The organism is Paraburkholderia sp. J76, assembly GCF_905220295.1.
Lineage (GTDB): Bacteria > Pseudomonadota > Gammaproteobacteria > Burkholderiales > Burkholderiaceae > Paraburkholderia.
Genome location: NZ_CAJMZJ010000001.1, coordinates 446,299 through 466,136 on the forward strand (window position 1 = coordinate 446,299; position 19,838 = coordinate 466,136).

Genomic DNA, 19,838 nt, shown 5'->3' on the forward strand with positions numbered 1-19,838 from the left:
GATGCTGGAAATTCGCGATCTGAATGTCGAAGTAGAAAGCAAGCCGATTTTGTGCGGTGTGGATCTGCGCGTGAATGCGGGCGAAGTACACGCGATCATGGGGCCGAACGGCTCGGGAAAAAGCACGCTCGCCCATGTGCTGGCGGGGCGCGAGCAATACGTGGTGACGGGCGGCAGCGTGCAGTACGACGGCAGCGATCTGCTCGCGCTTGCGCCCGACGAACGCGCTCGCCGCGGGCTTTTTCTCGCGTTCCAGTATCCGGTGGAAATACCGGGCGTGAGCAATATCTATCTGCTCAAGGCCGCGCTCAACGCGCAGCGCAAGCATCGCGGCGAGCCGGAACTCGACGCCATGGATTTTCTCGCGCTGGTAAAGGAGAAAATGGCGGCGATGGAGATGAAGGAAGAGCTTCTGTATCGCGGCGTGAACGAAGGATTTTCTGGCGGCGAGAAAAAGCGCAACGAGGTACTGCAGATGACGGTGCTGGAACCGCGTCTCGCCATTCTCGACGAAACCGACTCCGGGCTCGATATCGACGCGCTGCAACTCGTCGCGCGCGGCGTGAACCGGATGCGCGGCGCGGAGCGCGCCATCGTGCTGGTAACGCACTATCAGCGCCTGCTCGACTACATCGTGCCCGACCAGGTGCACGTGCTTTCGCAGGGGCGCATCGTGCGGTCGGGCTCGCATGAGCTTGCGCTCGAACTGGAGCGCAAGGGCTATGGCTGGCTCGGCGAGCAACACGCGGCCTCCGCCGGGGAGCAGCGATGAGCGAATCAACGCGCGAGCATTACCGTGAGGCGTTTCGCACGATGGCGGGAACGCTGGCGGGCGTCGAGTTGCCGTGGTTGCGCAAGGCGAGGCGCCACGCGTTCGAGCGGTTCGAGACGCTGGGCTTTCCCGGCACGCAGCTCGAAGCGTGGAAATACACTAACGTGACGCCCATTGCCAAATCGCATTGGCATTTCATGCCTTCGGACGGCGAGCAAACGGATTATGCCCGTTTGATCGACGATCTCGTACCGGCGGACGCGGGCGGACGCATGGTGTTCGTGAACGGCCGACATGCGCCGAAGCTTTCGTCCTTGCCGCCTTTGCCGGAAGGCGCGTTTGTCGGCACGCTCGCGCAGGCAATGCGCAGGATTCCTGACCGGATCGAATCCATCATGGCGAGGCGCGCGCCCGAAGACGGATTCGCGGCGCTCAACGGCGCATTTCGCAGCGACGGCTATGTGGTCGTGCTGCCGCCGGGCTGCATGCTGGACTGGCCGCTGCACGTGGTGTTCTTCAGCAGCGAGGCCGCGCTTGCCATGCATCCGTTCAACGCCGTGGTGGCGGGGCAGGGCGCGCGCTGTTCGATTGTCGAGCAGTTCGCCGGAATCGCCGACGAAGCCTACTTCGTCAACACCGCCACGGAAATCGTCGTCGACGAAGAGGCCGACGTTCAGCATTGCCGCATTCAACAGGAGGCGCGCAGCGCATTTCATATCGCCCACGTGGGCGTGTCGCAACGGCGCGCCAGCTACTTTACATCGCATTCCTTCGCTTTCGGCGGTGCATTATCGCGTACGCAGATCGACACGCGCCTCGACGCGCAAGACGCTCAAGCCGATCTGAACGGCCTGTATTTCGTGAGCGCGCGCCAGCACGTCGATCACCACACGCGCATCGACCATGAAATGCCGCGCGGCACGAGCCGCGAATACTATCGCGGCGTGCTCGACGGTGCTTCGCATGGCGTGTTCGATGGCCGCGTGATCGTGCATCAGGACGCGCAGCAGACCAATGCGCACCAGGGCAACGATAATCTTCTGCTCTCGCGCAATGCCGGCATCGACACGAAACCGCAACTGGAAATTCACGCCGACGACGTGAAATGCACGCACGGCGCAACCGTCGGCCAACTCGACGAGAGCCCGCTCTTCTACTTGCGCTCGCGCGGCATTGACGAGCGCATGGCGCGCGCGCTTCTGGTTTGGTCGTTCGCGCGCGTGAGCGTGGATCGCGTGGAAAGTGCCGCGCTGCGCAGCCGGCTCACACAACAACTGCTCGCGCGCCTGCCCGGTGGCGAATCCTTGCGAGGACTGTCATGAGTCTGCTCGAACCGGTGAGCATTGCCGGCGCCGAAACGGTAATGGACTGGCGCCGCGACTTTCCGATTCTTCGCGAGAGCGTGCACGACAAGCCGCTCGTGTACCTGGACAATGCCGCGACCACGCAGAAGCCCGCGAGCGTGATTGCCGCCGAACAGGCTTATTACGAACACGACAATGCCAATGTGCATCGCGGCGTGCATTTGCTGTCACAACGCGCGACCGATGCATATGAAGGCGCTCGCGCGCGCATTGCGCGCTTCCTGCATGCGGCGCACGAGAAGGAGATCGTGTACACGCGCGGCACGACCGAGGCCATCAATCTGGTGGCGCAAAGCTGCGCGCGGCCGAGGCTTCAGCCCGGCGACGAAGTGCTTGTCACCGCGATGGAACATCACTCCAACATCGTGCCGTGGCAACTCGTGTGCGCACAGACGGGCGCGGTGCTGAAAGTGGCGCCAATCGACGACGAAGGCACGCTCGACCTGAACGCGTACGAGCGCATGCTAGGCGCGCGCACGCGCATGGTGGCCGTTACGCACGCGTCGAACGCGCTGGGAACCGTGAACCCGGTTGCGCGCATGATCGAGCTAGCCCATGCGCATGGCGCGCCGGTGCTGGTCGATGGAGCGCAGGCCGTTGCGCATCTGCCCGTGGATGTGGCCGCGCTCGATTGCGACTTCTATGCGTTCTCCGGTCACAAGGTCTACGGCCCGACCGGCATCGGCGCGCTCTATGCGAAATCCGCATTGCTGGAGGCCATGCCGCCATGGCAGGGCGGCGGCGACATGATCCGCTCGGTGACGTTCGAAAAGACCGAGTACAACGTCATTCCCTGGCGCTTCGAAGCGGGCACGCCGAACATCGCCGGTGCGATCGGCCTTGCGGCGGCGCTCGACTACGTGAGCGCGATTGGACTGGAAGTGGCGCAGCGGCACGAAGCCGAACTGCTGGCATATGCGGACGCCGCCCTGCGCGCGATGCCTAACGTGAGGATGATTGGAACTGCGAAGGAAAAGCTCGGCATCCTTTCGTTCGTTATGGAAAACGCGCATGCGCACGACGTCGGCACGATACTCGACCGGTACGGCGTGGCGGTGCGAACGGGCCATCACTGCGCGATGCCGGTCATGGATCGCTATGGCGTGCCGGCCACGGTGCGCGCCTCGTTTGCGCTTTACAACACGCGCGCCGATGTCGATGCGCTGCTGGACGGCCTTGCGCGCGTAGCGGAGGTGTTTCCGCTATGAGCGACTTGCGCGACCTCTACCAGGAAACGATCTTCGACCACTACAGGCGGCCGCGAAACTGCCACGCCCTGGCTGGCGCGACGCATAGCGCGGAAGGCTACAACCCGCTGTGCGGCGACCGCGTCACGTTGTATCTGCGTATCGAGGATGGCGTGGTCAAGGATGCCGGCTTCGAGGGCGCCGGGTGCGCCATCGCCACGGCATCGGCTTCGCTGATGACCGAGGCGCTCAAGGGCCGCACGCAGGCGGAAGTCGAGGCGCTATTCGAACGCTTTCACGCCATGGCGACGGCGCCTTCGGATCGCCCGGTTTCCGTCGAAGGGCTCGGCAAGCTCGCGGTGCTCGCAGGCGTGCGCGAATTTCCGGCGCGCATCAAATGCGCGACGCTCGCATGGCATACGCTGCATGCCGCGTTGCGCGACGAGCGCGGCACCGTATCGACGGAATGACGCCGCGCGCGAGGAGGCGAACGACGATGAATGGGGAAACGGTTGGGGGCAACGAATTGCGCGAACGCGTGATCGACGCGTTGCGCTCGGTGTTCGATCCGGAGATACCGGTGAACATCTACGATCTGGGGCTCGTCTATCAACTGGAAGTGGAGGCCGAAACGGGCCGCGTGACGATACACATGACGCTGACCGCGCCCGGTTGTCCCGTGGCGCAGACTTTCCCGGGCACGGTCGAAGAATACGTGAACGACGTGGAAGGCGTGAGCGCGACGCACGTGGAGCTGGTCTGGGACCCGCCGTGGACGCGAGCGCGCATGTCCGAAGCGGCGCTCCTGCAACTGGGAATGCTTTGACATGGCCGATTGGGTGGATGTCGCGCCGTACAACGAATTTCCGCCGGGTTCCGTGCGCAGCGTCGATGTGGACGGCACGCAGGTCGCCGTATTCAATCTCGAGGGCACCTGCTATGCCATCGAAGATACCTGTCCGCACGACGGCGGCCTGCTCACGGGCGGCGACGTGGAGGGCGACGAGGTAATTTGCCCGCGGCACGGCGCGCGTTTTTGCATCAAGACCGGCAAGGTACTCGCGCCGCCCGCCTATGAAGACGTGGCGGTGTTCGCGGTGCGCGTGGAGGCGGGCATGGTACAGGTGCGCGATACGCGCTGGGACGATGGCTTTTCCTGAACGCCGACGTCACGCGCGCGTGCGACGCGCGTTTGTCGGCGGCATAATGGCTCTGCGTTGCAACCAACGGGAGGCGTCCATGAAGGCTCTGTTTCATCTTGCGGCGGCGGCTGCGGCAGGCACGCTCGTCATGTTCTATCTGGACCCGGTTTCCGGCCCGCGTCGCCGCGCGAAGCTGCGCACCGCGCCGTTTTCGCGCCATGGCGGCCACGCGAACGCTTACGGGCATGCGAGTGCGCCTGGTATTGACGGCGAACTGGCGGGGCCTGGCGGCGGCATTGGCACCGCGCCGTGAGCGTGCGCCATGTCCGATCGTCATTCCACTCCTTTAGTCGACCTGAATAATCGCGTTGCGCTCGTAACGGGCGGTTCGCGCGGCATTGGCCGCGCCATTGCGATTGCGCTCGCTTCGGCTGGCGCGGCGGTTGCCGTGAACTACCGGCAGCGCGCGGGCGACGCCCAGCAGGTTGTCGCGCAGATCGAAAGCGCGGGTGGCCGCGCGTTCGCGGTGCGCGCCGATGTGTCCGTGGCAAGCGAAGTTAGCGGCATGATCGAAGAGATCGAGCGCCGACTGGGCGCGGTCGATGTGCTCGTGAACAACGCGGGAACAGGCACGCCAGGCGACATCGAGACGCTTACCGAAGCCGAATTCGATCACACGCTCGCTGTCAATCTCAAGTCGGCGTTTCTTTGTACGCAGGCAGTATTGCCGGGCATGCGCGCGCGGCGCTGGGGGCGCATCGTCAATCTTTCGTCGGTTGCCGCGCGCGGCGCGGGCCTCGTCGGCGTTCACTACAACGCTTCGAAAGCGGGCCTCGAAGGCTTGACGCGTGGTTACGCCTCGCGCGTGGCGCGAGAAGGCGTGACCGTGAACGCGGTGGCGCCAGGGCTCATCGACACGGAAATGGCCGCGCCATTGAAGGCCGCGAACGTCGCCGAGCGGCTGCCCGTTGGCCGGCTTGGCGAAGCGGATGAGGTCGCGCAGGTCGTACTGATGGTGCTCGGCAATGGCTTCGTCACGGGGCAGACGATTGCCGTCAACGGTGGCGTGGGTTTCATCTAGCCCACGCGTTCGGTTCCGGGCTGCCGCTCACACAGGGTGGGAAGCGTGGCCGTGATCGCCAACGCCATGCGCGTCGTCGTATTCGCGTGAAATGTCCTTGTTCGTGTAATCGCCCATGCGCCACGCGGCGAGCAGGCTGATCACCGCGCACACTGCGATATAGATCGCAATCGCGTAACCCGAGCGGTAGTACGCGTAGAGCGCCGTGGCGATCAACGGCGCAGGGCCGCCCGCAATCACGGAAGCCAGTTGATAACCCAGCGACGCGCCGCTGTAACGCAGCCGCCCCGTGAACGATTCGGCGATAAACGCAGCTTGCGGACCATAAAGCATGGCGTGCGGCACGAGCGAAAGCACTACGGCCAGGAAAATCCACACTGGGTTCTTCGTATCCACCATCGCGAAGTAGATAAAGCCGAAAACACCCACGGCCACCGCGCCGATCATATACATGCGCTTGCGTCCGATGAGGTCGGAAAGGTGTCCGAAGAACGGAATGGTCACGAATTCCAGCATGGCGGCGACCAGAACCGCGCTGAGCATGAGGTCACGCGAAACGTGCAGCGTCTTCACGCCGTACGTAAAAACGAATGCCGTGTAAAGGTAAAACGGCGCCTGTTCGGCCATGCGCGCCAAGGCCGAAAGGAGAATGTCCTTGGGCTGTCGGCGAATGACTTCGAGCGCCGGCGCTTTCTCGATCCTGTTTTCGGCGAGGAGCTTTGCGAAGATCGGCGTTTCGAGAATGCTCAGCCGAATATAGAGGCCGATCGCGACGAGCACGATGCTCAGCAGGAACGGCAGCCGCCATCCCCACGTCATGAAACTGTCTCCGGAAAAGCGGCTGACGGCAAGCACCACGAGATTGGCGATAAAAAGTCCTGCCGGCACGCCGAATTGCGGCCAGGACGCGACAAGGCCCCGGTGCGAATTGGTGCGCGCCCACTCCATCGACATAAGGACCGAGCCGCCCCATTCGCCGCCCACGCCCACGCCCTGAATGAAACGCAGCACCGTGAGCAACACGGCGCCCCAGATGCCGATCGACGCATAAGTCGGAACAAAGGCCACGGCGAAAGTCGCGAGACCCATGAGCAGCAACGTGACGATCAGGGTGGCCTTGCGGCCCACGCGATCGCCATAATGCCCGAATATGGCCGCGCCTACTGGCCGGGCGAGGAAGCCCACGGCATAGATGAGAAAGGCCTGCAGGGTGCCAACGAGCGGGTCGGACTCGGGAAAGTACAGCTTCGCGAAGATAAGCCCGGTGACGGTACTGTAGAGAAAGAAGTCGTACCATTCGATCGTCGTGCCGATGGTGCTGGCAATGACGGCGCGGCGTAACTGGCGGTGGGCGTCTTCCTCTGAAAGGAGCGTGGCTCCTGGCTGATCGACATTCATTTCGCACTCCCAAGGCTAGCGCGACAGGGCGCATGCAAAAACGCATGTGCGGGTCTTCCGGGACGCGCGCAAAAAATGTGCCCTGATGGGTAGTGATGCGGCCCTCGCTACTGCTCGAATTTCGCCTCGTTCAGGGTGGCGTGCTGCACGCCGAACTGCAACGCCGCAAGTTGTGCGTAGAGCGGCGAACTCAGCAGCAATTCCGCGTGACGGCCTTGCGCGACGATGCGGCCTTGTTCCATGACGACGATGCGGTCCGCTTGCTGGACGGTAGCCAGACGATGCGCGATCACGAGCGTCGTGCGGTTTTGCGCGGCGTTGTCCAGCGCTGTTTGCACGAGACGCTCGCTTGCGGCGTCGAGCGCGCTCGTGGCTTCGTCGAGTAGCAGAATGGGCGGATTCTTGAGAATCGCCCGCGCGATGGCGATGCGCTGACGCTGACCGCCCGAAAGGCGCACGCCCCGCTCGCCGAGAAAGGTGTCGTAGCCTTGCGGCAATTCCTCGATAAAACCGGCTGCGGCGGCCATGGCGGCGGCGCGGCGGACCTCTTCGAGCGTGGCGTCGGGCGAACCGTAGCGAATGTTGTCGAGCACGCTGCCCGAAAAGATCACCGACTCCTGCAGCACCACGCCGATCGCCTGCCGCAATGCCGCAAGCGTCACCTGTTGCGTGGGCACGCCGTTGATACTGAGGCTGCCCGACTGCGGATCGTAAAAGCGCAGCAGCAATTGAAAGAGCGTGGTTTTACCCGCGCCGGACGGGCCGACGAGCGCGACATGCTCTCCCGGACGCACATCGAGCGAGAAGGCGTCGAGCGCGGCGATGCCGGGGCGCGACGGGTAGGAGAAACAAACGTTCTCGAAGCGGATGCCCGTGCCATACGCCGGCAGCGGCACGGGAGCCGCCGCCTGCGCCACGGGCGAGCGCGCGGCGAGCAACTGCAGCAACCGCTCGGTGGCGCCCGCGGCGCGTTGCAGATCGCCCCACACTTCCGCGACGGCCCCTACGGCGCCCGCCGTGAATACCGCGTAGAGAATGAACTGCGAGAGTTGGCCCGCACTCATCTGCCCGGCCAAAACCGCCTGCGCGCCGAGCCAGAGCACGAACACGATGGCGGCGAACACGAAGACAATCACCACGGCCGTCAATCCGGCGCGCGCCCGAATGCGTTTGAGCGCCGTATCGAAGGCCGTTTCCACGGCGCCGCCAAAGCGCTTCGACTCGAATTGCTCCTGCGTATACGACTGAACGGTAGGCATGGCGTTGAGCACTTCGCCCGCCAACGCGCTTGCATTCGCCACCGTGTCCTGACTCGCGCGCGAAAGCCGGCGCACGCTTCGCCCGAAGACGACGATAGGTGCGACCACAACGATCAGCGTCGCGATGATGTAGCCGGACAGCACGGGACTGGTTGCAACGAGCATCGCCACGCCGCCCACGGTGAGCAGCAAATTGCGCAGACCGAGAGAGAGGCTGGTGCCCACCACGGTCTGGATCAGCGTCGTGTCGGTGGTGAGCCGCGAGAGCACTTCGCCCGATTGCGTGGTTTCGAAGAATTGCGGGCTCATGCGTATCACGTGGTCGTACACGGCGCGGCGCAAGTCGGCCGTCACCCGTTCGCCCAGCCACGAAACCCAGTAGAAGCGTAGCGCCGTGGCGGCGGCGAGGATCAGCGAAACCACGAAGAGCGCGATGAAATAGCGGTCGATATGCGTGCGATCTCCGGTGGCGAAGCCGCGGTCGATCAGGTACTTGAACGCTACCGGAAGCACGAGCGTCGCGCCTGCCGAAGTCAGGAGCGCGAGGAAGGCGAGCGCCCAGCGCCCCGCATAAGGGCGCAGAAAGGGCAAAAGCGCGAAGAGAGGCGCGACACGTGGCGCTCGGGCGGCGGCATCTGGCATGAAATATCCTGGCGGATCGGCGACAGGGTCAATTGTGCCTCAATGCGCTTACCGGTTATTCGAACTCGAAGGCATCGGCGTGAACGTGCAATTGGGATCTTTGTGCGCCGGGTCCTTGCAGCAGGCCAGCAAGGCATTGACCGAAGCTACGTTTGCCTTGTCCCATTGGGTCGCGCTCATGGCGTTGTCGGTCGGCATCCAGTGGTCCAGTGGATAGCGGCTGGCGAGCCGGTCGTTTCCCGGCGCTTTCAGTTTGCCCGTCGAGAGCCCGAGAAACGCGGTGCAGCTCTGTTCGCTGCCGATGCGATGGCAGCCTGTGCAGGTATTGCCCGGTGTGCTCATCGTCATGAGGTGATACGAAGAGAACGCCTGCCCGATGCTCGAATACTTTCCCCATGGGTCGGTGGGCACCTTGTCCCACACCTGCCCGATATACGGGCTGAAGATAAAGGGCCCCGCATCGTGGCATTTGAGGCACGTGGGGTTCTCCGCCGTGCTGGCGGCAATGAAGGCGGGCGTCGCCCAGAATTCGACGGCGGAAGGCTGTCCGGCAGGCGGCCTCTTCTCGTTGGGCGGCGGCACGCGCGTCGCTACGAAGCCGCTGCTCGCGGGCGTGTCGGTTGGCGATTTCGATGACGACTGCAGTGGTTTCGGCTGCGACTTCGATGCAAACCAGCAGGTCTTGCCGTTGCCCGAGTGATGCATCACGACCACCACGAGGTCATAGCGCGGATCCTTGTCCGGACGCAGCACGTTGCGGCGGCAGTACGCGGAAATCTGCGTGTTGCCGCGCGAGAGATTCAGTATTTTCGAAAACGGAATGCATTGACCTGCTGCTTCCGAAAGCGGACTCAGCAGTGAAGGCTTGTCGCATCGCGTGGGCGACTCGTTTGGCCCGGGAGGTTTTCCATCGATCGTGACCGGAATATTCGTTCCGTCATTGCAGTTGAACGGCGGTATTTCGCCAATTTCTTTCGCGCATTGATCGGCGTATTCGAGCAATGTCTGCTCATGGGCCAATGCCGCAAGCTGCACGGCGAAGAGAAAGCACAGAGCCGACAAGCGAATCCGGATAGACATGCTCATCCTCCGCTTTTCATTTGCATCTGCGCGACCTTGCGAATCGCTTCCCGATACTTGACGTAACCCGTGCACCGGCACAGGTTTCCTCCCACCCAGTTGTCGATTTCCACTTCGAGCTGGTCCGCGCTAATGCGGTACGCCTTCACGTGTTCGAGCATTGCGGTCGCCGCCATCAGAAAGCCTGGCGTGCAGTAGCCGCACTGAAACGCGAAAGATTCGAGGAAAGTCTGCTGCAGGGGCGAAAGTTTGTTGCCGTCCGCGAGGCTCTCTACGGTGTAGATGTATTGATTCGCGACCGCGCTCACGGGCGTGACGCACGCGAGGGTCTTTTCCATCAGCGCGTTCTGGCTGCTGCGCATGCCCACGGTGCACGCGCGGCACGCGCCAATGCCGCAGCACACTTTGGTCCCTGTCAGGTCCAGGCGTTCGTGTAGATATTCGGCGAGGCTCATGTCGGCGTCGGCGGCAGCCACCGTAACGGCGTGCCCGTTCACATGCATCCTGACGCTGGATTCGCTCACTTCAGGGCCTCGCGTATCTTGTCGGGGGTGACGGGCGTTTCCCTGAAGCGATGCCCGGTTGCCATGGCCAGTGCGTTCAGCAGCGCGGGCGCAATGGGGCACATCACGGCCTCGCCGATGCCGCGCGCGCTGTGAGGGTCTCCCGCGGGCGGCGGCAGTGCGATCAGTTCCTGCCGCGGGACGTCCGTCATGCGCGTGATGAGGTACTGGTCGAGATTCCACGTGCCGTTGCCGGGGCCGAGATTGCCGAGCGGACACGATTCGCTCAGCACGTTGCTCATCGCCATTGCCACCGCGCCTTGCGACTGGCCTTGCACGATCTCAGGACAGATCAGGCGCCCGGCGCTGAGCGCTGTGACGACATGCTCGACCTTCACGTGTCCGCTCGCGGGACTCACGCACACCGCGACGAGCGCTGCCGAAGGCGCATAGTTCGTGCGACCGAAATTGAACGTATCGCGTGGCGGGAGCAACTTGCCGTGAGGCAAGCTCGTAAGCGTGTGCGTATCGGGGCCAACGGCGATGTAATCGCAGTCCATCTCGACGGCGCCCGACGCGAACGTGTACCGGCTTCTCCAGAAGCCGCCCGCATAGGTGACATGGACGGCGGCCACGGTAGGCAATTGCAGGCGGTTGATTTCGTCGAGCAGCGCGGGCCAACTGACTGGCGAGCGACCAGCCGTGCTCAATTTGCCATTCGTCCACTTGAGGTCTTGTCGCTCGACGCGCGGGTTGCGCCATATTGCGCGCGCGGCGGGCAGCACGCTTTGCAGCATCAAAACCATCGCCGCGCGGTCCACTGCCTGATAGTGATGGAATGCGCCGAGGCATGCGCTCGAAGATCCGAAGGGGCCCGAGATCGCTTTGCTTCGGCTATCGCCCAGGACGCCCAGGCTGCTGTAATCGAAACCGGGTATCTGAAACGCGTCGATTTCGTTCATGGTGATTTCCTGCGCGTTCTGCCCGAGGCAAGCGGCGGGCGCGAGCGCCAACGTGGTCGCCGCGCCATTGCCCATGTCGGTGTAATGCGTGAGCACGTGCAGGCCCGCGTCAGGCTGAATCTGCACCATGGCGAATACGGCGTCTTTCCCCGTGCCGTAGGCCTGATTCGCCATGGCGAGCCCAACGCCATATCGCAATCCGTGCGCATGTCGTTGCGCGCGCATGCTTTCCCTGTTGCGCCATAACTCGTGCGTTTCAAGACGATTCAACAGGTCGGCGAGTTGAAGGTCGAACAGAATGGGCGCGCCGGTGAGCGTTTTTCCGCGGTCTTTTACGAGCAGGTTATTGCGGCGGATTTCGAATGGACTCCTGTGCAATGCCTGGGCGGCTTCGTCCATGAGTGTTTCGATCGCGAGATAAGCTTGTGGCGCGCCGAAGCCGCGCTGCGAGCCGCCGAACAATTCGGGCGTATAACTCACGGCGCTTTGCGCACTGGCGCGCGCAATATCGTAGCAACTCATGGCGCTCATGGCGGCAAGGTCGCCAACGGCGCCGGTGAGATTTTCCTTGCCGCCGCCATTGAGGCTGAATGAACTGTCGAGCGCCTGGAGCTTGCCGTTATTGTCGAGCCAGATGGATTCCGTGAATTCGGTTTCGGAGCGTTTCAAACCGACCTGGAATTGTTCGTAGCGCGATTGCTGCCAACGCAACGCCCCATGCGCGAAAGGCGCGGCGAGGGCGAGATAAACGGGAAAATACGATTTGTCGCGGCCGCCGAATCCGCCGCCCGGATAGCAGCTAATCACGTGCACGTGCTTGATGGCGATCTTGCTGCGGTTAAACACGTCGCCTGCGGCTTTGCTGTCGTCGCGCGGCGATTGCGTGCCGAGAACCAGGTTCAGGCAGCCGGAATCCGCCTGAAACCACGCAAGCCCCGACTCCGGCTCCATGAAGACGGGATCGATTGCGGGCGTTTTAAAAGCGCCGTCGAACCGGTGCCACGTCTTGCTGGCCACCTTTGTGCCGGCGAGATTCAGAATGCCTTCCCGCATGGTGTTGCATGTGTCGTTGAATGCCTGAGTGAAGTGGCCGCTGCTCAGGAGGTTCGAAAACGAGTGGTCGTCGTCGCGCACATAGAGCTTCGACGCGGAATCGTACAAGGTCGTTCTGGTGCTTCTCGATACCGTTGCGCCGTAGCGGATCACCGAATCGTTGAAATCGAGCAGCTTCCTTGCGCGGCGATACGTATCGAAGTTTTCGAAGATCAACAGGGCGACGGGCTGGCCATAGCAATTGGCCGGTTGGCCTTTTTGCGCAAAGAGATAGATGTCTTCGTGATTTAACGGGTCGGCTTCGGAAGCGGGAGAGATGCGATTGTCGATCAGCGTCTGGCTGGATACGACGGCAATCGGGCGAAGATGATGCGGCAATACGTTCAGGTCGAAGTCTTCGAAATTCCTGTCGATGCAATTGCATCGCAGCGCATATAACCAGTTTTCTTCTTTCGGCCAGCCTTCGAAGTCGCGCGCCTTGAAATCGCGTGCATAGATTTTCGCGCCGGTGACCTTGGGCACGCCCTCGATTCGCCAGCGCGCCTTGCCCGGCTCGGGCGCCCAGTCGGGTGCGCCATTTGGGGCGCGCGGCGCGGGTCGAGCGGGCTGGGCGTTCGTGGCGACGTTCGTAGCGGGAGCAATGGCCGCACGCTGCGAAGAACAGGCGGCCGTGAAAGCGGCGATGGGACTCACCGAGATCGTGAACGCGCCGCTCCCCACGGCTTTGAGGAATGTCCGGCGGGTGAACGGAACATCGCAGGCCATGTTGCGCCTCCACGTACGGCGATTAGAACCTTACGCGTGTGCTATTTCATGTCGCGCGCTACGCGAAATCCATTGGCCTCGTAGCGTACGCTGCTGTCGTATTTGAAGCGGGTGGCGGCGAGCATGTAGCCTGCGCCGTCGCGCCACGATCCGCCGCGGATCACGCGCGTCTGGCAGTTGGGTTCGTCCCACGAGTGGCCGTCGTCCGGCGCATTCTTGTACGAGTTGTGCCAGCAGTCGCTGACCCATTCCCAAACGCCTCCGGCCATGTCGTAGAAACCAAACGCATTGGCCGGAAAGGAGCCGACGTCGTCGGGCGCCTCGATGCGCCACGGCGGCCCGCAGTCCTTGCAGTTCGCCGTGCCTTTGCGCATATCGTTGCCCCACCAGTAACGCGTTTCGGTGCCTGCGCGCGCCGCATATTCCCATTCGGCCTCGGTCGGCAGGCGGTAGGGTTTGCCGCTGATCTTCGAAAGCCATTTCACGTATTGCTGCGCGTCGTCCCAGCTCAGGTCGCGCACGGGTGCGTTAGGCGATGCGTTGATCTCGCCCGACAGGCGCGGGCATGCACCGGCGGCGACGCACGTGTGCCACTGCGCCACCGTCACCGCATATTTCGAAAGCGCATAGCTATGGCTGATGGTGACGTGGTGCGTTGGGCGCTCCGACGGGTCGTCGTTGTCGATGCCCATCGTGAAGTTGCCGGGCGTTACCGCGATCAGCACGGGGCAAGATGGGCAGTCCTGAATGTCGTGCGGGCCCGGCTTCGAAATCGCCGGGTTGGCCTTCGCGGCCGCCGCTGCGGCGGTTGCCGTTGCCGCGGCGGGAGGCGTAGACGCAGGCGCCGCTTTAGCCTGTGTGGCCGGCGGGGCGGCGGGTGGCGGCGATTTTGTCTGAGGCGCGGGTGTGGATGCGGCTGTGGGTGTGGGTGCGGCGGGAGCGCTGCCCGCGTGCGTAACGGCGGTAGCGGAGGCCCCCGGCGATTTCGATGCTTCCGCACGCAACCGCGCGAGGCGGGCCTGCGCAAGCGGCGCGAAGCGTCCATTCGGATAGGCCTTCAGATACGCCTCGTAATCGCTCGCGTACTGGCTGTCCTTGATCGAATTCCAGAACGTGATTTCGTATTCCTGGGAGGTGTCTTTCGGCATCAGGCCAACGCGCACGATCGCGACGCCGTCGCTGCGCGGCGCTGAAGCCGCGGCCTGCCCATGGGCAGCGGGCGCGGCCGGGCACACGGTCGAAGTCACGCCTGGCGAGATCAACAGGCACACAGGCAACACGAGCCGCCACATGTTCGTTCTCCCAATCAGGTGCTGCACAAGCATTGCCTGCGCACAACTACAAAATAGCACGCACGCCGGACGATGCAGTAGCGTGTGGCACTCCATGCACCGCGCCGATTTATCTCCATCCGCTTGAATCCGACCTAAGCTGTAGAACACGCACCGAACTCCAAAGCTGTGCGCCGTCCGTCGCGCAGTCCGCCGCGCTGTCTGCGGAACAAGGAGCACGAAGATGCAACGACGAGCAACCCTGCTGGCCCTGACTGCGGCCATTCTGATGCCGCGCCTCGCGTTTGCCGAACGCACTCCTTCGCCGCCCGGCGCCGAGGTCTATATCATCTGGCCGCCCGATGGCGCGACCATTCCCACCGGCAAATTCTGGGTGCGCATGGGCCTGCGCAACATGGGCATCTGCCCGAAGGGGATCAACAAGCCGAACACCGGCCATCATCACCTGCTCATCGACACGGACCTTCCGCCGCTGGATCAGCCGATCCCTTCGGATCGCAATCATCTTCATTTCGGCGCGGGCGAAACGGAAGCCCGGGTCGAGCTTGCGCCGGGCAAGCACACGTTGCAGTTGCTGATGGGCGATTACAATCACGTGCCGCACGATCCGCCGATCTATTCGAAGAAGATCACGGTCACGGTGAAATAGCGAAGGACGTCCGTTTTTAGCCGCAGCGCATAAGATGCGGGAGTGCACGCCATGAACAGGTTCCTCGTATTTGCTGCCGGACTCGTGCTGCTCGCGGGCGGTGCGGCGCATGCAGGCACGACGCCGGCCGACCCGAATGCGCACGTTTATATCGGCTGGCCCAACGACGGCCAGGTCATGCCGGCCGGACGGCCCTTTCGTGTGTGGTTCGGCCTGCGAAACATGGGTGTAGCCCCCGCTGAGGTCGAGTTTCCCAATACGGGCCACCATCATTTGCTAGTCGATACTGACTTGCCGCCGATGGATCAGCCCATTCCATCCGATCGCAACCATCTGCACTTCGGTGCGGGCCAGACCGAAACCATGCTGCAGTTGCCGCCAGGCAAACACACGTTGCAATTGCTGATGGGCGACGCGCACCACGTGCCGCACAACCCGCCTGTGTACTCGAAGAAGATCACCATATACGTTAAGTGATACATACGATTCCGCCGCGTGCTAAGCGCATGCGCGAACGTTTGCGACGCCGGCCTCGTGCTGTTCGTCGCACGCCAACATAAATCACGCGGCGAGTTGGCCCGCATCCATCACCGCCCGCCCGCTGCGAACACCGTTCGCCACGCGTGAGGCGCGGAAATTTTCACAAGCTTCCTTATGCAGCGGGCGATGCGCCGCTGTGCGCTCGCATGGTCACGCGCCTGGCATGCCTCATGCCTAGTTGGACGCGAGCCCGCAACCTTGCAGCTCAAAACCCAACACCATTGCATTCCATTTCGGAGAATTGCCATGAGCAAGCTGACGATTGCAGACCTGAACGTCGCACAGGAACTCGACCGCCGTGAAATGAGCGCCGTGCACGGCGGCAACCTGAGTTTCGGCCCGTTGCCCATCCTCTATCCGGTTGTGCCCAGCGTGAAGGTCAGCACTACCAACTTCACCGCCGAGCAGGTGATCGGCCAGACCAACAGCATCGCGAGCAACACCGGCAACGACGTGGCGTTCGCGACGGGCATCGGCTCGTCGACCAACCCCATGCAAACGGGGCACAACACGATCAACTTCTGATCGCGCTGCGCCGCGTTCTGTGCACGCCGCTTTTCGCCACACGCTTCATCGCGAGTTTCATCGTATTCCGCTTAAGGAGTCGATCGTGAACACACTGCACCTGCCGCGCGCCGCATACGTTCGACGCGGCGCGTCGCGCTGGCTGATCCGCTTCGCGGGAACGGCGGGGTTGTGTGCGGTGGCGCTGTGCGGCTGCACGGATTTGAGTACGCCTGCGTACCGGCGCCCCGACATGCCCGCGAAGGATGCCTGGGCGCATACCAGCCGCACGTTTTCCGCCGCCGATGCAGTCAACCCGCAGTGGTGGAAAGCGTTCGACGATCCTTACCTGAATACACTCATAGAAAAGGCGATTGCAGGCAATGTCGATATCCGGGTGCTGGCGGCGCGCATTGGCGTGGCCGGCGCGCAGATCGGGGAAGTGCAGGCCGGTGCACTTCCCACGGTCGACGCGGGCGCGGGCATCGATTACGAGAAGAGCACGGGGCGAAAGCTCTCGAAGACCTATAACGTCGCCACGCAGGTGAACTGGGACATCGATATCTGGGGCAAAGTCGGGAAAAGCGTGCAGGCCCAAAAGGCCGAGTATCACGCTACCGAAGCGGACTGGCGTGCAGGCTATTTGATGCTCGTTGCGAATGTGGCGAGCACTTATTTCCAGATCTTGCAATTCGACGACCAGATTCGCGACGAGCAGGACACACTAAACAGGAACAAGCAGATTCTCACTATTTACCAGCAGATGTACGCAAACGGTGTTGCGCCGAAAACCGAGGTGCTGCGCCAAAGCGCCGAAGTCAACGGCGTCGCGAACGAACTGCTGGAATTGCACCGCGAACGCGATACCGCCGAAAACGCGCTTTCCACGCTGGTCGGCGTGCCCGCGGGCGAGTTCAGGATGCCGGCGGGCCAGTTGCGCGAGCGCGTGAAGCTGCCGGAGGTGCCCATGGGCCTGCCCGCGCAGTTGCTGGGGCGGCGCCCCGACGTGGTGGCCGCGCAGTACCGCATTCTGGAGTCGTACGACCAGGTGGGTTCCGCGCGGCTCGCGCAATTGCCGACTCTCAGTCTTACGGGACGCGCCGGCACGGCCGCATTCTCGCTCGCCGATCTTCTCAAGGTATTCACACTGAGTTTTATGCCGAGCATCGACTTCCCGATGTTCGATCCCGGCGTACACGCCCACATCAAGACAACGGAAGCCGAAAGCAAGGTCGCCGAGGAGCAGTATCGCCAGGTGGTGTTCACGGCGTTCGAAGAAGTCGAGAACGCGCTGGTCAATCTCGACGCGCATAAAAAGCAACGCATCGAACTGCTGCAACAGAATGAGCGTTTGCGCACCGTTGCGGCGCAGGTCGAAGCGCAGCTAAAAGAAGGGCTCGTGTCGCAGCTAGAAGTATTGGAGTCCGAACGGTCGCTGGCTTCCGCGGAGCAGTCGCTTCTGGCGAACCACGAGCAGATCCTGAGCGACACGGTCACGCTCTACAAGGCGATTGGCGGCGGTTGGCCCGATGCCGATGTGGCCAACGTGGCCTCAAGTGCCGCTGCGCCGGCAGCGCCCGTCAAGTGAGCGCGCTCGGTGCGGCAGGGCACACGGGACATGTCAGTTGTTTGACTCCAGCCAACAGTCGCCTACACTTTTTTAACACCCCGATCGCCATGTGCAAGGCGCGTGGCTTCTCCTCGAGCGTCAGTGCGCACGCGGCGCTTGCGCCAAGCGTGGCGTGGCTGACAACTGCTGATCGCCGGCGAAATCATGGTGCCTGACGCCGCTTCCCTTGCCGAGAGCCGAACGTCGCTCGAGCGGACGTTCGATATCGTGCTGCGGCCGATATCGCATGCGGAATTGGGCGAGATCCGCATCGACAAGGACCTCTTCGCAGTTGGACGTACCCAGCCCCCCTTTACGGCGGCGCAGCCCGAAGTCGTCGTCGATGTTTCGCGACGCCACGCACGCATTTTTCGCGAGGGCGCGTCGGCCTACGTGGCCGATCTGGGTAGCAAGAACGGCACGGCGGTCAATGGTGTCGAAGTCACCCAGAAGCCGCACGTGCTCAACGACGGCGACGAACTGAATTTTGGCGGCGCGCTCGCGTTTCGCGTGAGTTTCGCACCTCGTGCGGCGCGCGCGGCTGTACGGGCAACCGTGGTGACGCTCACGCCGGAGCGCGTCGACCTCGGTTTGCAGCAGATCGTCGTCACGAGTTTTCCGTTTCTCGTTAGCAAAGCTGACGAAACGTTCTCGCAGTATCACGACGCGTATCCGCATCAGGTGAACTATTTGTCGCGACGTCATGCGCATATTTATGCCGAAGACGACGCGATGTATGTCGAAGACCTGGGCAGCACCAACGGGACCTTCCTCGACGGACAACGACTCGACGATCACGCAGTCAAGCTTGAAGACGGCCAGCGCATCGCATTCGGCGGCGAGCACTTCGTGTACCGCGTAGGCCTCGAAAGCACGAATGGAAGCGATGCCACCGTAACGGCAACACGCGAGCGCCGCGCGTTTGTCCTCGCCGAAGACGCCGACCACACGACCTTTATCGGCAGCGCGCATTCGTTTCTCGACATTTTCTGCACGCCACCCGCGCTCGCGCAGGACGACGAGGTCAATCCCGATGCGCCTAAGCGGGCGCCAGAACCGGGCCACGACGCGAGACGCCGGCGCGGCCGGATCGCGGTTTTTCTGGGTGAGTTAAGCGAAGCGCTGGGCGGTAGCGGCACGATCAACATGAGTGCGCTCGCACGTTGGGGCGGCGGCGCAATTGCCGTAATCGTCGCGCTCGTTGCCGTTGTGTATTTCCAGGGCGCACCACAGCGCGACATGCAGGCCCTGCTTGCGAGCGGCCAGTTCGAGCGCGCGGCGCGCATGGCCGATCAATATCTCACGCGCTATCCTAACGACACCGCGTGGCGCGCGATGGGGACGGAAGCGCTCATCAAGGCGGATGTGCCCGACTGGGTTGCCGCAATCAACGCGCGCGCGTTCGACCGCGCGCGCGCGATTGTCGAGGATATGCGCACGCTTGCGCGCCACAATCCGGATGCCGCGCCGCTCGTGGAAAACATCGACTGGATCGGCGCGCTGCAATCGTTCGTGCAGGGGCGGGGCGGTCCGCAGGCGCCCATCCGCCTCTACCGCGACGAAGCGCCTATTCATGGGCTGACGAGCCGCTGGAACGACGACCCCGGCGAGCATCAGCGGGCATTCGATCGAATTTCGGCGTACGTGCCCGCGTTTGCCGCCGTGTATGCCGATTCGCTCAGCCACTTGCGCAAGTTGCAGAGCGACGACTCCGTGTATGTGGCGGCGCTAGATCGCGTGCAGGAGGCTATCGACAGCGCGCTCGCGAACGACCGCTTCGATGCGCTCACCGCGATGCTGAGCGACTATGCGCAGCGCTATCCTCGTCTGGCCGGACTCGACGCTGTGCGCGCGGACATCGACGCGTATCAGCAGATTGACAGCGAGGCGCACGCGGGCCACGTGCAGGCCGTGCGCGAGCGCCTGGCCGCCGTCCACTTCTCCACGCCGCCGTTCGCGGCCCGTGCGGGCGCGCTCGAAAAGCTTGCGCTAGCGGGAGGGCACGGTGAATCCGTCCCGGCTCATTGAGCGTCTGC

General features: G+C 63.1%; 19 protein-coding genes. 13 read left to right on the plus strand and 6 right to left on the minus strand.

The window, feature by feature from the left end:
- The first annotated feature begins 1 nt into the window (after position 1).
- The 8 genes from sufC to U5768_RS02065 all read left to right on the plus strand — a co-directional run bounded on the left by sufC (position 2) and on the right by U5768_RS02065 (position 5,546).
- Complete coding sequence (gene sufC / locus U5768_RS02030; RefSeq protein ID WP_322028708.1) at positions 2-772, plus strand: Fe-S cluster assembly ATPase SufC; 771 nt, start codon at positions 2-4, stop codon at positions 770-772.
- The gene (sufD, locus tag U5768_RS02035) at positions 769-2,094 is read left to right on the plus strand and encodes a Fe-S cluster assembly protein SufD (protein ID WP_322028709.1); all 1,326 of its coding nucleotides are present in this window, start codon (positions 769-771) and stop codon (positions 2,092-2,094) included. Before sufC ends, sufD begins: the two co-directional genes overlap by 4 nt.
- Entirely contained in the window at positions 2,091-3,344 is a 1,254-nt protein-coding gene (locus U5768_RS02040) for a cysteine desulfurase (protein ID WP_322028710.1), read from the plus strand. Before sufD ends, U5768_RS02040 begins: the two co-directional genes overlap by 4 nt.
- Positions 3,341-3,793, plus strand: a complete 453-nt coding sequence (gene sufU / locus U5768_RS02045; protein WP_322028711.1) for a Fe-S cluster assembly sulfur transfer protein SufU — start codon at positions 3,341-3,343, stop codon at positions 3,791-3,793. The genes U5768_RS02040 and sufU overlap by 4 nt, the downstream gene beginning before the upstream one ends.
- Before the next feature lie 26 nt (positions 3,794-3,819).
- Positions 3,820-4,149: an SUF system Fe-S cluster assembly protein gene (locus tag U5768_RS02050; protein ID WP_322028712.1), complete on the plus strand. Its 330-nt coding sequence runs from the start codon at positions 3,820-3,822 to the stop codon at positions 4,147-4,149.
- A gap of 1 nt (position 4,150) precedes the next feature.
- Positions 4,151-4,483, plus strand: coding sequence for a non-heme iron oxygenase ferredoxin subunit (locus U5768_RS02055; RefSeq protein WP_322028713.1), 333 nt, complete (start codon positions 4,151-4,153; stop codon positions 4,481-4,483).
- A gap of 79 nt (positions 4,484-4,562) precedes the next feature.
- Complete coding sequence (locus U5768_RS02060; protein ID WP_322028714.1) at positions 4,563-4,778, plus strand: hypothetical protein; 216 nt, start codon at positions 4,563-4,565, stop codon at positions 4,776-4,778.
- A gap of 9 nt (positions 4,779-4,787) precedes the next feature.
- Positions 4,788-5,546: an SDR family NAD(P)-dependent oxidoreductase gene (locus U5768_RS02065; protein ID WP_322028715.1), complete on the plus strand. Its 759-nt coding sequence runs from the start codon at positions 4,788-4,790 to the stop codon at positions 5,544-5,546.
- Between the two features lie 27 nt (positions 5,547-5,573).
- Here the strand turns inward: U5768_RS02065 and U5768_RS02070 are convergent, their stop codons facing one another.
- The 6 genes from U5768_RS02070 to U5768_RS02095 all read right to left on the minus strand — a co-directional run bounded on the left by U5768_RS02070 (position 5,574) and on the right by U5768_RS02095 (position 14,500).
- Positions 5,574-6,944, minus strand: a complete 1,371-nt coding sequence (locus tag U5768_RS02070) for an MFS transporter (RefSeq protein WP_322028716.1) — start codon at positions 6,942-6,944, stop codon at positions 5,574-5,576.
- A 107-nt stretch (positions 6,945-7,051) separates the two neighbouring features.
- Positions 7,052-8,845: an ABC transporter transmembrane domain-containing protein gene (locus U5768_RS02075; RefSeq protein WP_322028717.1), complete on the minus strand. Its 1,794-nt coding sequence runs from the start codon at positions 8,843-8,845 to the stop codon at positions 7,052-7,054.
- Between the two features lie 48 nt (positions 8,846-8,893).
- Complete coding sequence (locus U5768_RS02080) at positions 8,894-9,925, minus strand: hypothetical protein (RefSeq protein ID WP_322028718.1); 1,032 nt, start codon at positions 9,923-9,925, stop codon at positions 8,894-8,896.
- Between the two features lie 2 nt (positions 9,926-9,927).
- The gene (locus U5768_RS02085) at positions 9,928-10,449 is read right to left on the minus strand and encodes a (2Fe-2S)-binding protein (RefSeq protein WP_322028719.1); all 522 of its coding nucleotides are present in this window, start codon (positions 10,447-10,449) and stop codon (positions 9,928-9,930) included.
- Positions 10,446-13,208, minus strand: coding sequence for a xanthine dehydrogenase family protein molybdopterin-binding subunit (locus U5768_RS02090; RefSeq protein WP_322028720.1), 2,763 nt, complete (start codon positions 13,206-13,208; stop codon positions 10,446-10,448). Before U5768_RS02090 ends, U5768_RS02085 begins: the two co-directional genes overlap by 4 nt.
- 41 nt (positions 13,209-13,249) lie before the next feature.
- A complete protein-coding gene (locus U5768_RS02095; RefSeq protein ID WP_322028721.1) occupies positions 13,250-14,500 on the minus strand; it encodes a formylglycine-generating enzyme family protein in 1,251 nt (416 codons plus the stop codon).
- Positions 14,501-14,723: 223 nt separating this feature from the next.
- Between U5768_RS02095 and U5768_RS02100 the strand changes: the two genes are divergently transcribed.
- The 5 genes from U5768_RS02100 (at position 14,724) to U5768_RS02120 (ending at position 19,830) form a co-directional block, all read left to right on the plus strand.
- Positions 14,724-15,149, plus strand: coding sequence for a DUF4399 domain-containing protein (locus U5768_RS02100; RefSeq protein WP_322028722.1), 426 nt, complete (start codon positions 14,724-14,726; stop codon positions 15,147-15,149).
- 51 nt (positions 15,150-15,200) lie between these two features.
- The gene (locus tag U5768_RS02105) at positions 15,201-15,626 is read left to right on the plus strand and encodes a DUF4399 domain-containing protein (RefSeq protein WP_322028723.1); all 426 of its coding nucleotides are present in this window, start codon (positions 15,201-15,203) and stop codon (positions 15,624-15,626) included.
- A 309-nt stretch (positions 15,627-15,935) separates the two neighbouring features.
- Complete coding sequence (locus U5768_RS02110) at positions 15,936-16,214, plus strand: hypothetical protein (RefSeq protein ID WP_322028724.1); 279 nt, start codon at positions 15,936-15,938, stop codon at positions 16,212-16,214.
- Positions 16,215-16,356: 142 nt separating this feature from the next.
- Entirely contained in the window at positions 16,357-17,781 is a 1,425-nt protein-coding gene (locus U5768_RS02115) for an efflux transporter outer membrane subunit (protein ID WP_415913840.1), read from the plus strand.
- A gap of 186 nt (positions 17,782-17,967) precedes the next feature.
- Positions 17,968-19,830 (plus strand): FHA domain-containing protein, encoded by a 1,863-nt coding sequence (locus U5768_RS02120; protein ID WP_322028725.1) that lies wholly within the window; start codon positions 17,968-17,970, stop codon positions 19,828-19,830.
- The last annotated feature ends 8 nt before the right edge of the window (positions 19,831-19,838 follow it).